This is a genomic window from Thermosynechococcus sp. PKX95 (assembly GCF_031583295.1).
Classification (GTDB): domain Bacteria; phylum Cyanobacteriota; class Cyanobacteriia; order Thermosynechococcales; family Thermosynechococcaceae; genus Thermosynechococcus.
The window spans coordinates 544319-558537 of sequence record NZ_CP134171.1 but is presented as its reverse complement, the minus strand read 5'-3'; the positions used below and the strand labels follow the sequence as shown (position 1 = coordinate 558537).

The 14219-nt window shown below is 53.9% G+C and carries 10 protein-coding genes; 1 reads left to right on the top strand and 9 read right to left on the bottom strand.

The genetic code is table 11. The features are described from left to right. Positions 1 to 18: 18 nt before the first annotated feature. The 9 genes from RHH81_RS02510 to bchB all read right to left on the bottom strand — a co-directional run bounded on the left by RHH81_RS02510 (position 19) and on the right by bchB (position 12785). Complete coding sequence (locus RHH81_RS02510) at positions 19 to 2442, bottom strand: nitrate reductase (protein ID WP_310743331.1); 2424 nt, start codon at positions 2440 to 2442, stop codon at positions 19 to 21. Positions 2443 to 2449: 7 nt separating this feature from the next. Further along, complete coding sequence (locus RHH81_RS02505; RefSeq protein WP_310743330.1) at positions 2450 to 3265, bottom strand: nitrate ABC transporter ATP-binding protein; 816 nt, start codon at positions 3263 to 3265, stop codon at positions 2450 to 2452. Positions 3266 to 3284: 19 nt separating this feature from the next. After that, the gene (locus RHH81_RS02500; protein WP_310743329.1) at positions 3285 to 5279 is read right to left on the bottom strand and encodes a nitrate ABC transporter ATP-binding protein; all 1995 of its coding nucleotides are present in this window, start codon (positions 5277 to 5279) and stop codon (positions 3285 to 3287) included. A gap of 65 nt (positions 5280 to 5344) precedes the next feature. Next, a complete protein-coding gene (gene ntrB, locus RHH81_RS02495; RefSeq protein ID WP_206200929.1) occupies positions 5345 to 6175 on the bottom strand; it encodes a nitrate ABC transporter permease in 831 nt (276 codons plus the stop codon). Between the two features lie 27 nt (positions 6176 to 6202). Further along, a complete protein-coding gene (locus RHH81_RS02490; RefSeq protein ID WP_310743328.1) occupies positions 6203 to 7522 on the bottom strand; it encodes a CmpA/NrtA family ABC transporter substrate-binding protein in 1320 nt (439 codons plus the stop codon). Positions 7523 to 7544: 22 nt separating this feature from the next. Next, the gene (locus tag RHH81_RS02485) at positions 7545 to 9107 is read right to left on the bottom strand and encodes a ferredoxin--nitrite reductase (RefSeq protein WP_310743327.1); all 1563 of its coding nucleotides are present in this window, start codon (positions 9105 to 9107) and stop codon (positions 7545 to 7547) included. Between the two features lie 354 nt (positions 9108 to 9461). Beyond that, positions 9462 to 10751 carry an adenosylhomocysteinase gene (gene ahcY / locus RHH81_RS02480; protein WP_206200926.1) on the bottom strand — a complete coding sequence of 430 codons (1290 nt, stop codon included), beginning with the start codon at positions 10749 to 10751 and terminating at the stop codon, positions 9462 to 9464. Positions 10752 to 10802: 51 nt separating this feature from the next. Then, positions 10803 to 11186 (bottom strand): hypothetical protein, encoded by a 384-nt coding sequence (locus RHH81_RS02475; protein WP_310743326.1) that lies wholly within the window; start codon positions 11184 to 11186, stop codon positions 10803 to 10805. Between the two features lie 72 nt (positions 11187 to 11258). After that, complete coding sequence (gene bchB / locus RHH81_RS02470; RefSeq protein WP_310743540.1) at positions 11259 to 12785, bottom strand: ferredoxin:protochlorophyllide reductase (ATP-dependent) subunit B; 1527 nt, start codon at positions 12783 to 12785, stop codon at positions 11259 to 11261. 199 nt (positions 12786 to 12984) lie between these two features. On the opposite strand from bchB, the gene RHH81_RS02465 reads away from it, so the two are divergent. After that, the gene (locus tag RHH81_RS02465) at positions 12985 to 14133 is read left to right on the top strand and encodes a citrate synthase (protein ID WP_310743325.1); all 1149 of its coding nucleotides are present in this window, start codon (positions 12985 to 12987) and stop codon (positions 14131 to 14133) included. The last annotated feature ends 86 nt before the right edge of the window (positions 14134 to 14219 follow it).

Genomic DNA, 14219 nt, shown 5'->3' with positions numbered 1-14219 from the left:
ACAGGGAATCAGATTCTATTATTGCTTGAGGGCAGTGCCGCTTTCCTGCATGGTGGGGGTATGGGGCGTCTGCCGCAACTTCAGGGGCAGCACCTGCACCGCACAGGCTTTGAGTTCTGGCTGCTTTGAGACCGGACAGGCAATGGGATGGGTCAGTTGGTTTGCCTCACCGCTATCAGCAAAGAGAAAGCCCCAGTGCATGGGTACAAAGAGAGTGCCCGGACGAATGGCCTTGGTGAGGATGACCGGCAGGCACACTTGACCGCGACGCGATCGCACCTCCACCCAATCCCCGTCTTTGAGATGTAAGTTTGCGGCATCGTCGGGGTGCATTTCCACAAAGGGATCGGGGTGCATTTTTTGAATTTTGGCAATGCGACCGGTACGGGTTTGAGTGTGCCAGTGGCCGTAGAGACGACCCGTTGTCAGGGTAAAGCTATAGATGTGATCGGTGGGTTCCGCCACGCCCTGACTGTGGGCAAGGCAAAAATATGCCCGTTGATTGGGTGTGTGAAATCGCCAGTCAGTATAGAGGCGTTTGGGTTTGCGGGCTTCTTCATCATCCATACCGGCAGGACAGGGCCACTGCAAGGCGCCTAAACGGGCAAGGCGTTCGTGGCTCAGACCCGATTGATCGCAGGGGCGACCGGCAGTGAGTTGGACAAATTCGGCATAGACGGCAGCGGCATCGGCAAATGGGAAGAGATGCCCATATCCCAAGCGGCGCCCCACCTCAGCAAAAATTTCCCAATCAGGGCGAGCCAGACCGGGGGGCGATCGAAAGGCGGGGGCAAGGGTGACGCGGCGTTCAGAGTTAGTCATCACACCTGTTTTCTCACTCCATTGCGCCGCCGGCAAAATCAGATGGGCATAGGCTGCTGTTTCAGTGGGAAAGTAGGCATCCTGATAGACGGTAAAAGGAGATTTGAGAAAGGCCGCCTTGGCACGCTCTAAATGGGGAAAACTAACCGCAGGATTGGTGGCCGCAATCCACAGCAGACCCACTTCTCCCTGTTCTAGACCTTCGACAATTTGCCATGCCGTGCGACCGGGGCGATCGCTTATTTGCCCTCGCGGCAGTCCCCAAAAGTCCTCTACCTCTTGGCGATGCTGTGGATTGGTCACTTGGCGATAGCCGGGCAACAGATGGCTCAAGCCGCCGGCTTCGCGCCCCCCCATGGCGTTGGGTTGCCCCGTCAGCGAAAAAGGACCACTCCCTGGGCGGCCAATTTGCCCCGTCAACAGGTGGAGATTGATGAGACAACGAGCTTTGGCCGTCCCTTCAGCAGACTGGTTAATGCCCATTGACCAAAGGGAGAGTACCGCTTGGGCATGCCCCCAATAGCGAGCCGCCTGTTCTAGATCACTTTGAGCAATGCCACAGCGTTCCGCTACCCAGTCTGGGGTGTAGGCCGCCAGCAGCTTTACATACTGGGCAAAGCCTTGGGTACACTCCTCTATAAACTCAGCATCGATCTGTCCCCATTGCAGTAGCAAATGGCCAATGCCGTGGAGCAGATCAATATCCGTGCCGGGTCGGATGGCAAGGTGCAGATCCGCCACTTCCGCTGTCGGGGTGCGCCGCGGATCCACAACAATCAACTTGACGCGGCGATCGCGCTTGTGGTGGTTGCGCAGACGATTAAAGACAATGGGATGGCATTCGGCAGTATTAGTACCCATAAGGAACGCACAATCGGTAGCCTCCAAATCGTCGTAGCAGCAGGGGGGGCCATCAGCGCCGAAGCTAGCCATGTAGGCCGACACTGCCGAGGACATACATAGCCGCGAGTTGGCATCAAAGTTGTTCGTACCCAAACAGCCCTTGATTAGCTTTTGCGCCACATAGTAGTCTTCGGTTTGAAATTGGCCGGAACCGTACATACAAATGGCATCGGCGCCCCGCTCACGGCGTACCCATTGGATGCGTTCCACAAGGCGGGTCATGGCCTCGTCCCACGAAATGACCGTAAAGGGCTGATCCAAACGCTCCCGCCACAGGGGGTAAACCAAGCGATCGCGATCAAGGGCTTCTAGAATAGTTGCCCCCTTGACACAGACCATTCCTTGGGAGGAGGGATGCTGGCGATCGCCCCGAATTTTATAGGCTCCCTTGCCTTGAGGGACTGCTTCTAAGCCACAGCCCACCCCACAGTAGGGACACAGCGAGGACACTGGCTCACTTGGTTCAGGCACAGCACGCCCTTTTTCCTCAAACCGCAGGAATTCACAGGAACAGCACCTGACCCCTTGCTCTGAGCAAATGATCAGATCCGCTGTAGCATCGCCATGGAAAAAAAGCTCTTGCCTCGGAAACACTACCCGTTGCCAAGTGGGCTGATTTGACAAATAAATCTGCTGAACGCTCTTGCTGGTATTGCGGTAGTAGCAGAGGTAACGACTGGACTGAACGGCTAACGAGCCAACCCGTGGGGTACTCATACGCTACTTAGTGCCCAAACCGCGTGTACAGAAAGTCAACCACTTGGTTGCGGAGATGGTAGTACTGCGGATCCTCAAGGAGTTGCGATCGCCGCCGTGGCCGCGGAAAAGGCATCTTCACAATATCGCCAATGCGGGCGGCAGGGCCATTGGTCATCATCACCACCCGATCCGCGAGGTACAGCGCCTCATCAATGTCGTGGGTAATCATCAGTACCGTCAGTCGGTGGCTGCGCCAAATCTTTAAGAGTTCATCCTGTAACTCCTCCTTCGTGATGGCATCGAGGGCACCAAAGGGTTCATCTAAAATCAACACTTCAGGGCGAATGGCGAGGGCGCGGGCGATCGCCACCCGTTGTTTCATGCCCCCCGACAGTTGAGCAGGGCGTTTGTGGGCAGCCGTTGTTAGCCCCACTCGTTCCAAGTGCTCCTCGACAATTTGGCGCCGGCGTTGGCGAGTTTTCTGGGGATAGACAGACTTCACTGCTAGCTCAATATTTTGATAGGCCGTCAACCAAGGCAGCAGCGCGTAGTTTTGAAACACCATCATGCGATCCGGCCCCGGACGGCGCACGGGCACGCCATTGAGAGTAATTTCCCCTCGTGTTGGCGCTGTAAAACCCGCAACCATATTCAAGAGTGTGGTTTTGCCGCAGCCGGAATGGCCAATGAAACAGACAAATTCGCCGTTGCTCACCTCAAGGTGAATATCCTCAAGTACCACCTGGTCGCCATTAGCCGTAGGGTAGGCTTTGCTCACCCCATCAATGCGTAGATGCTGGGTGGCCGTTAAATGGGGGTCAAGACGATAGAGGGTTTCCATAGACTTCTCTCAAAAATACCTAGACAGCAACAACCTCTTGGGGATCAACAGTGCGAATATCAAGGCCACGGCGAATCGCAGCCGCCTCAATGTAGCCAAGGGGATTATCGGGGTCAAAGGGCAGTCCATCGAAAAGAGCAAAGGCAGAACGATCTGGCTCATTATCTACAACCTTCAGTTCCCGCGCTGCCGCCCCAAAGAGATCTACCCGCCGCACCTGCTCAACAATTTCTAGCCAGTTTTTTGGGAAGGGCGTAAGTTGCCAGCGAGCCAATTGGGTCATGATCCACAGCCCTTCCAACCGCCCAGGACAGGGAGAGCGATCCACGTAGAACTGGTGAAACCGGGGTTGAAAAGCAGCAACAATGCCATCCCCCCAATCAAGGGGATCCACAAAGCCGGCATAGGCATCCTCAGGAGTACACCCCACATACTCTGGCCGACAAAGCAGTTGGGCAATTTCGGGGCGATGTTTGATCGTATCGCAGTACTCACAGGCTTCGATCAATGCCTTGACCAACGCTTGGTGTAGCTGCGGGTTGGCCTGCACCCAATCGGAACGCATACCCACAACTTTTTCCGGGTGCCCCGACCAAATATCCAAATCCGTAGCGACAATCACCCCAATACCCTCGCGCACTGCATGGGAGTTCCACGGTTGACCGACACAAAAGCCACTGATATGGCCGGCCTTGAGGTGATAGATCATTTGGCAGGGGGGAATCACCAACAACTCGACATCGTAATCGGGGTCAATGCCAGCGGCGGCCAGCCAGTACCGCAACAGGAGGTTGTGCATTGATGCGGCATGAACCACTCCCAGCCGGGGGCGATCGCCCGTGCGCTGAATATAGGCGCGCAGATCTTCAGCAGTCTTCACCCCCTGCTGCCACAACTGGCGACTAAAGGTGATGGCATTGCCATTGCGACTCAGTACCAACGAGGTCATCAGCGGTTGTGAAGGCTGACCGTTTAACCCCAAGGTCATGGCTAAGGGCATGGCCGCCAACAGTTGAGCGCCCGTCAAGCGACCCGCGATCACCCCCATCACCAAGTCCTGCCAGCTTTCTTCGCGATGCAGCGTGACTGGCTCCAAACCATACTTAGCAAAGAAGCCCATTTCCTTGGCGACAATGAGGGGGGCACTGTCTATCAGGGGCATAAAGCCAAGGGTCAGACCTGCCGGCACTGTTGGTGCAACCATGGGCACCTCCAAAGGCGGGCAGCGGCGTTTCTGCTGATTGAGAAAGGCAATCATCTCATTGCGCAGGCCATAGTAGCTGGGATGGTTGAGCACGTCATGGCGATTGCGGGGACGGGCAAAGGGAATTTTGAGAATTTGGCCAATGTGGGCTTCAGGGCCATTGGTGAGCAGCACCACGCGATCAGAGAGCAGTAGTGCCTCATCCACATCATGGGTGACCATAATGCAGGTGGTTTGACTGCCTTGACACACTTGCATCAACTCATCCTGCAAAGAGCCTCGCGTCAAAGCATCAAGGGCACCAAAGGGTTCATCCAGCAGGAGCACCTCCGGTTGAATCGCCAAGGCACGGGCGATCGCCACCCGTTGCTTCATCCCCCCCGACAGTTGGGCAGGGAACTTCTCGCGGGCTTTACTGAGGTGCACCTGTTCCAGCGCCGCCTCTACCCGCTGTCGTTGCTCTGCCTTGCTCAAATGCCCCAGCACCGCTGCCACCGCCAAGGCCACATTCTGGTACACCGTTTTCCAAGGCAACAGCGAATAGTTTTGGAACACCACCATGCGATCGGGACCCGGTTCCGTCACTTGCCGTCCTGCCATCACCACGCCACCACTGCTAGGCCGCTGAAAGCCAGCAATGATATTCAAGAGCGTGGACTTGCCGCAGCCAGAGTGACCGACAAGGGAAATAAACTCCCCTTTTTGGATTTCGAGGTGGATATTCTTGAGAGCAATGTAGCGATCGCCCCCGGGCAGATCAAAAACCTGATCCACATGGTCAATTTCAATAAACGGTAAAGACTTGGCCATAGGGTTAAACAACCTAATGTTCGACAGTAAGGGGAAAAGAGGGGAGGATGGGTTACGTGAGGGAGCTAGGAATGCGCCTCTTCACCGTGGCTGAGCAGGCGACCCACAAAGGCCACCGAGCGATCCAGAACCAGGCCGACAATGCCGACATAGATCACGGCAACAATAATTTCACTAATCAGAGAACTGTTCCAAGCATCCCAAATAAAGAAGCCAATGCCGACACCGCCAATGAGCATCTCCGCTGCCACAATCGCCAACCAAGACAGCCCAATGCCAATGCGCAGCCCCGTAAACACATAGGGCACCGTTGCTGGTACGAGAATATTCAGGAAATAATCCTTGCGGGAAAGCTGCAACACCCGTGCCACATTCTTGTAGTCCTTGGGAATTTGCTGCACACCAACAATTGTGTTGATGATAATCGGCCAAATTGCGGTAATGAAGATCACAAAAATCGCTGCCGGTTCATTGTCCCGCAGAGCCGCCAAGGAAATGGGCAACCACGCAAGGGGGGGCACCGGACGCAACACCTGCAAAATGGGATCCACTGCATCGTAGAGCACTCGACTAGAGCCAATCAGCATCCCCAGCCCCACCCCAATGACTGCTGCCAAGGAAAAGCCAACGGCCACCCGCCGCAGACTGGAGAGAATTTGCCACCCCAACCCCACATCCGTGCCACTCCCTTGATAAAAGGGATCAACTATCAACCCCCAAGTTTCAGTAATAACAGTGAGGGGCGTTGGCAGGCGAAGTAGCCCCGCCATGCAGACAAACTGCCAAATGACCAAGAAACACAGCGCCCCCAAACTACCCAGTACCACTTTGCGGAACATCGCTGACTTCTTGAGATGCTTTAACCAGCGCCGCCGTCGAGATTGAGTGAAACCCATAGAAGAACTTGCCATTGCTCTTTACCTCTAAACTTTTTTCAAATCCAAACCACTCAAGTAGGCCTGAGGATTTTGGGGATCAAAGGCCACACCATCAAAAAAGGTCTCCACGCCCCGAGAGGTGGTGGTGGGAATTTCCGCTGCCGGCACCCCCATCGCTTGAGCGGCTTCGCGCCACAGATCCTCACGGTTCACTTTTTGGATGAGAGCTTTAGTGTCCATATTCGGCGGCAAATACCCCCAGCGAATGTCCTCCGTCAGGAACCACAGATCATGACTTTGGTAGGGATAAGAGGCATTGTCTCGCCAGAACTTCATCGCTAGATCGGGGTTGTCAAAGGTACGGCCATTGCCAAAGTCAAACTTACCGAGGGAGCGATCCAAAATATTCTTCTCGGGTACCTTCAACCATTGCCGCTGGGCAATTATCTTGACCATTTCTGGTTTATTTTCAGGTTGGTCACACCACTGTTGTGCTTCCATCACAGCCATCAATAGAGCTTTAGTGGCCTTCGGATGCTGATCAACCCAATCCGCCCGCAAAGTCAGCGATTTCTCAGGATGATCCTGCCAAAATTCACCCGTGGTAATAGCATCAACCCCCACCTTTTGATTCACCGCTTGTTGTGGCCATGGCTCACCCACACAGAAAGCTTCCATGGTTCCAGTTTTCACATTGGCCACCATTTGCGGAGGAGGCACAACGATCACAGAAACGTCCTTCTCAGGATCAATGCCGCCGGCAGCCAGCCAGTAGCGCATCCACAGATCATGGGTGCCCCCTGGAAATGTCACTGCCACTTTGATCTGCTCTTGCTGATTCTGGGCACGCCGTTCAGCACGGGTTTTAGCAAAGGCCTCCTTCAGGGGGCTACTGTCAGTCCTGATATTGAGATCCTTGTAAGCATTAGCCAAGACAATTCCCTGACCATTTGTGTTTAACCGCGCCAAGATATACATGGGTACAGGTTTGCCACCGGTAATGGTTCCCACGGTCATCAGGTAGGGCATTGGTGTGAGAATGTGGGCACCATCAATGCCACCCCCGGCAGAACCCAAGACCAAGTTGTCGCGGGTCACGCCCCAAGAAGCCTGCTTAATCACCTCCACATCGGGCATCCCATACTTGGCAAACAAGCCCTTTTCCTTGGCAATAATCAGGGGAGCCGCGTCCGTCAGAGCAATAAAGCCCAGTTTCGCTCCCATCACTTCTGGAGTTTCCGCTAGGGTGGTGGGTTGGGCAACATCACTAGTTTGCTGGCTATTACCACAACCGTGGGAGATCAATGTCACGGCCGTTGTAGCCGCAGCGGTCACGAGAAAGTGACGCCGGGAGAAAGTCACCATTGGTTTACAAATCCTTTAATTCCTAAACAATCGACAAGGCTAATTCAGCGTGTATCGGAACCTGCAGCGTATGTGAACTGATGGGCTGAGCACCAAAGTGATCAATCAACAGTTGGCGCAGTACCTCCGGCAGTTCATCACAGGGAATCGCTTTTTTCACACAGGTGCCCAGCTTGGCATCCTTACCGACCTTGCCACCCATGTACAAATCCACGGCATCCACGGTTTCGCCGTTACGACGGGCTTTTGTACCCATTAGGCCAATATCGGCTACTTGGGGTTGACCACAGGAGTTGGGACACCCGGTCCAGTGAATGCGCACCGGTTGAGAGAGCACCAGTTGTTGATTCAGCCAGCGGACGAGGGCAAGGGCACGATTTTTGGTTTCAATGAGGGCAAAGTTGCAAAACTGAGCACCCGTACAGGAAACGAGGGCACGTTCTAAAGGCGGTGGTTCCGGCCGAAACTTAGTGAGGAGGGGTTCGCGCAGCAGGCTTGGTAAAACAGCGCTAGGTACATGGGGAATGATCAGATTTTGCTCCACGGTCAGCCGCACTTCCGATTGACCATAGACTTGAGCTAGCCGTGCCAACTCGTAAAAATCAGTGGCATAGAGGCGCCCTACGGGCACATGCAGTCCCACATAGTTCAACTCCCGCTGTTTTTGGCAATGCACCCCCAGATGATCTCGCTTGTCCCAGTCAATTTCATCCTTGGGAGCGGCACTGAGGAGTTCAAAGGGGAGTTTAGCGGCGACTGCTGCCCGGAATTTCTCGATACCCCATTCATCAATCAGCCACATGAGCCGCGCTTTTTGGCGATTGCCCCGTAGGCCATGGTCACGGAAAATTTCAAGGATGGCACGTGAGAGGTGCACCACAGCATCATCGGGAGGCACCCAAGCATTGAGGGGGATAGCGGCAGCGCAACGCCGAGCAGAGAAGAAACCACCGACTAAAACATTGAAGCCCAAACGCCCTTGCCGATAGGCAGGCACAAAGGCAACATCGTTAATTTCCGCATGGACAGAGTTATCCCGCCCCCCCTCGATCGCAATGTTGAATTTGCGGGGTAGATTGCTGAATTCCAAATTCCCCTGACCATTGTTGGTAATCATGGCCTGCAATTTCATAATCAAGGGGCGAGTATCAATGAGTTCGGCCGCATCAATGCCCGCCACTGGCGATCCAGTGAGGTTGCGCACATTGTCCATGCCGGATTGCACAGAGGTCAGGCCACAGGCTTGCAGCCGCTCTATGATTTCAGGAATATCCTCAATGGGCAGACCCCGAATCTGAATGTTTTGACGGGTGGTGATGTCACCATTGCCGTTCTCACCATAGCGATCCACAATTTCGCCAAGGGTTCGCAGTTGTTGACTGGTGAGAATCCCATTGGGTACCCGCAGCCGCATCATGAACCTGCTAGGGGTAACGGGGCGAAAGAAAATCCCAAGCCACTTGAGGCGAACATCGCGGTCAGCTTCAGGAATGTTTTCCCAGCCCATGGCTGCGAATTTCTCTAGCTCTTGTTTAACCGCTAAAACATCTTTCTCTTTTTTAATGGCTTCAATTTTGTTGCTCACGGTTGTTGCCCTTGGTTTCAACGGGTTACTTGAACACCCAATTTAGGCAGGTCAATCATGAACATTTGTAAATTTTGCTACATTTTCTTTGTCGCTATACAGTTTCCGTATTAAAAATATGCCAAAACTGTATCTAACCTTAACTTCAGGGCGGGAGATTAAATCTGCCCAAACAACTAAAACAGCCCAAATTGCTCTATAACAAGATGACAGCCGGTAGCGGTAGCCACTATTTTAGAAAAAGGCTGTTGATGACAATAAATTAAGCGATAAATAAAAAGCTGCACCCTGAGGTTAGCCCTAGCTAGGACGCAGCACGCAACGTTCTAATGATTTTGCAGGTGGATGGGGGGTCTAAGTGCCAGAGGTCCAAGAGTTCATGTACTCCACCTGTTCGGGAGTGAGGGTGTCAATGGCAATGCCCATGGCTTGGAGTTTCAAACGGGCAATTTCTTGATCCACTGCTGCGGGAATAGGGTGGATGCCGGCTGCCAACTGACCTTTATTTTTGACAAGATACTCACAGCCAAGGGCTTGGTTGGCAAAGCTCATATCCATCACACTGGCGGGGTGGCCTTCGGCAGCCGCAAGGTTAATCAGGCGGCCTTCACCCAAAACAATGATGGATTTACCGCTGGGGAGAATGTATTCCTCGGTGAAGTTGCGCACGACGCGGACTTCCTTGGCGAGGGTTTTTAGGGTGGCAAGGTCAATTTCAATGTCAAAGTGACCAGAGTTGGCTACCATTGCCCCATCTTTCATGACGGCAAAGTGCTCGGCGCGAATCACATGCTTATTCCCCGTCACGGTAATGAAAATATCCCCAAGGGGCGCCGCCTCAAGCATGGGCATGACCCGGAAGCCATCCATGACTGCTTCAATGGCACGCACAGGATCAATTTCCGTCACAATCACATTGGCACCCATGCCCCGTGCCCGCAGCGCTGTCCCTTTACCGCACCAGCCATAGCCAGCCACGACAACGGTTTTACCGGCAAGCAGAATGTTCGTTGCCCGAATGATGCCATCGAGGGTAGATTGACCAGTGCCGTAGCGGTTGTCAAAGAAGTGTTTGGTGTCGGCATCGTTGACATTAATGGCGGGGAAGGTGAGGACGCCATCGCGGAACATGGCCTTGAGGCGGACAATGCCAGTGGTGGTTTCTTCGGTGGTGCCAATAATGTCACTGAGTTGGTGCTGGCGTTCTTTGACAAGGGTGGCAACCACATCACAGCCGTCATCAATGATGATGTTGGGACGGTGATCAAGGGCAATGTTGACATGGCGCCTGTAGGTGGCGGTGTCTTCCCCTTTTTGGGCAAAGACCGGGATGCCGTAGTTCACCACTAGGCTAGCGGCGACATCGTCTTGGGTGGAGAGGGGATTACTGGCAATAAGAACCGCGTCAGCACCGCCGGCTTTGAGGGCGATCGCTAGATTGGCGGTTTCTGTGGTCACATGGCAGCAGGCGGCCAAGCGAATACCGGCAAGGGGCTTTTCCTTTGCAAAGCGATCGCGAATCTGCCGCAGTACCGGCATCTCCCGACTGGCCCACTCAATGCGCTGCTGCCCTAAGGGTGCAAGGCTCAAGTCTTTGACATCGTGACGAACAGGGGCTTCAGATTTAATCGGAGAAGACACCATACTGCGGTTCCTTAAAAAAGGTTACGGCTCCCCATTATACGCAAGAATCGCCTAGGGGGAATTCTTCCGCAATACCCAACTGGTCACCGTGCCGCCGGGGAAAATGAGCAAATTCACGGTGCCAATTTCCAAAAGATGCCCCTTGCGATTGCGAAACTGAAAGGTGCAGATATCCACCCCCACCATTAGTTGACAACCCATCAGTTCGCTATAGCCTTGACTGAGGAGATAGGCCACAATCGGGGTCGTTGTTGTCGGATTCACCATTGCCGGATTAACCACGGGTTGCCAACCCCGATCAAGGAGGCGTTGGCGGGCATCGGTATAGCTCATGCCTTGGCGTAAACGCGGCACCCGCTGCGCAAGGGCACTCGGCGCAAAGCCAACCCCTGCTGCCAGTAAACCAAGGGCAATGAAACGTTTCAGCAATACCATAGCAATTGCTTGTTAAATGCCAATCGCTATACGCTGCAAGGGTCAGGTTCATGCAGGTTCCAGAGGTGAAACTTAAGCCCCCACAGCTTCTTTGGCAGCGTAGAGCACTTCCACCGTGATCTCGGTAATGCCCTGTTCGCGGGCAAATTTTTCGGTGTTGCGCTTCACCTTGCCGCGCACAAAGCCGGGAATCTTGTTTAATTCCGCTAGCCCATCCGCGGTCCATGTCAAATCCGAGTCGGCGGAAAGCCCCTTGTGAATCACTTCCTTGGTGTCATGGCCACCAAAAATCTCTAGCAGGTGGTCTTCCATGCCCAAGGTAAAGGAGTTGTAGATTAAATCCACCAGTTGATTCGTGCCCTCATAGCCCAAGAAGGGGCGATAGCCCACGGGAAAGTCTTGGATGTGGATGGGCGCTGCAATGACGCCACAGGGAATGTTGAGGCGTTTGCCCACATGGCGTTCCATTTGGGTGCCAAAGATGGCCGCGGGTTCAACGCGGGCGATCGCGTCCCCCACCACGGTGTGGTCATCGGTAATGAGTACTTCGTCACAAAAGCCCGCCACCTCTGCGCGGAACCAATCGGCATCGTATTTACAATAGGTACCTGCCCAAACAACGTGGATGCCCATTTCCCGACTGAGAATTTTGGTCATCGCTGCTGCATGGGTATTGTCCCCAAAGACCACTGCTTTTTTGCCGGTCAGGTTTTGGCAGTCAATGGAGCGAGAAAACCAAGCAGCTTGGGACACTTCGCGAGTTTGGTGCTCAATAAAGGCCTCATAGTCCACATTGGCCCCCTGAGCATTGAGCACCGCTTGAATGGCACGGATACAGCGGGCGGTTTCCACCACACCCATCGGCGTAATGCTGACGCTTGGCAAACCAAATTCGGTTTCTAGGTACTGGGCGGTGAGGCCGCCAATTTCCCGATAGGGGACAAGGTTAAACCATGCTTGGGGCAGTCGGGCAAGGTCGTGGACGCTGGCCGCCGCAGGAATCACCAGATTCACCTCAATCCCAAGGTTGGCCATGAGTTGTTTCAGCTCGCGGCAGTCATGCTGATTGTGGAAGCCGAGGGTGGTGATGCCAATAATGTTGACGCTAGGGGTGGGGGTTTTGTTGGTCACTAAGGTGCCTTGGCGGCGGGCTTTGTCAATATAAAACTGCACGATTTGCTCAAGGGTGCGATCGGCGGCTTGCAATTCATTGACGCGATAGTGATTGACATCCGCCAAGAGGACATCGGCAGTGGTGCTGAGGCTGGCGCGTTGGACAAAGTTTTGTAAGTCTTCCTGAAGAATGCTAGAGGTGCAGGTGGGGGTGAGCACAATTAAATCAGGGTGCTCTTCAGTGTCTTTGCGGGTGATATTGTCCACCACTTTTTCTTGGGAGCCGCGTGCCAAGACATGGCGATCGACAATACTGGCGGTGACAGGCGTAAAGTCGCGCTCTCGCTCGAGCATCGATCGCATGACGTTGAAGTAGTCATCTCCAAGGGGCGCGTGCATAATGCCATGAACATTTTTGAAGGAACTGGCAATGCGCAGAGTACCAATGTGGGCCGGCCCTGCATACATCCAGTAGGCAAGTTTCATCGCGTCAACTCCTTGGGCAAAGGCATTTTGATGTCCGATCGCGATCGTAGCGAGGTTCCTTTTGTTGCCCGACAAAACGTTGGAAAACTTCAAGGAAGCGGGAATGCAGCTTAACATCTCAACATCTTTCCCCTCTCCCCTAAAATTGATAGATGTTGCAATTGCGATTCAGTTTGCCCCCTTTTAAGGACACCCACGCATGGTTGCTTGCGAATTTAGCCCTGGTCTTGAAGGGATTCCCATTGCCCAGTCGGCCATTAGCTATGTGGATGGCCAAGCCGGTATTCTGGAGTATCGCGGTGTCCCAATTCAGGAACTGGCGGAAAAAAGCACATTTTTGGAAACCGCCTTTTTGTTGATTTGGGGCTACTGGCCCACTAAGGAAGAACTGGCCGCTTTTGAGCACGATATTACCTACCACCGTCGCGTGAAATATCGCATTCGCGACATGATGAAATGCTTTCCCGACAGTGGCCATCCCATGGATGCCCTACAGGCCTCGGCGGGCGCCTTGGGGTTGTTTTACTCGCGGCGAGCCCTCGATGATCCTGACTACATTCGATCCGCGGTTGTGCGGCTGCTGGCCAAAATTCCAACGATGGTGGCGGCGTTTCAACTGATTCGCAAGGGGAATGATCCGGTCATGCCCTGTGATGAGCTGGACTATGCGGCCAACTTTCTCTACATGCTCAATGAGCGGCGTCCCGATCCCTTTGCGGCACGGGTATTTGATATTTGCTTGATTCTCCATGCCGAGCACACGATGAATGCCTCTACCTTCTCGGCGCGGGTGACGGCCTCGACATTGACAGATCCTTACGCTGTGGTTGCTTCAGCGGTGGGTACACTGGCAGGGCCGCTCCACGGGGGCGCCAATGAAGAGGTGATCAATATGCTCGAGGAAATCGGCAGTGTCGAGAATGTGCGTCCCTATGTGGAAAAGTGCGTTCAGAATAAGATCAAAATTGCCGGCTTTGGCCACCGCGTGTATAAGGTCAAGGATCCCCGTGCCACGATTTTGCAGAAGCTGGCGGAGCAGTTGTTTGATAAGTTTGGTGGCGATCGCTACTACGACATTGCCCTGAAACTGGAAGAAGTGGTGGGTGAATACCTCAGTTACAAGGGGATTTATCCCAATGTGGACTTTTACTCGGGGCTTGTCTATCGGCGGTTGGGCATTCCCAGTGATCTGTTTACGCCGGTGTTTGCGATCGCCCGCGTGGCCGGTTGGCTAGCCCACTGGAAAGAACAACTGGAGGCCAATCGCATCTATCGCCCCACCCAAGTCTATACGGGTGCCCACAATCAGCCCTATGTGCCCATGGAGGAGCGCAATCATCGCCCCTAGCTCTTGATCCTCAATTCCCCCCCCTGAAGACAGTCCTTTTCTGAAAATGCATATAGACCTAGGGCAATCAAATACTCTCCTGTACT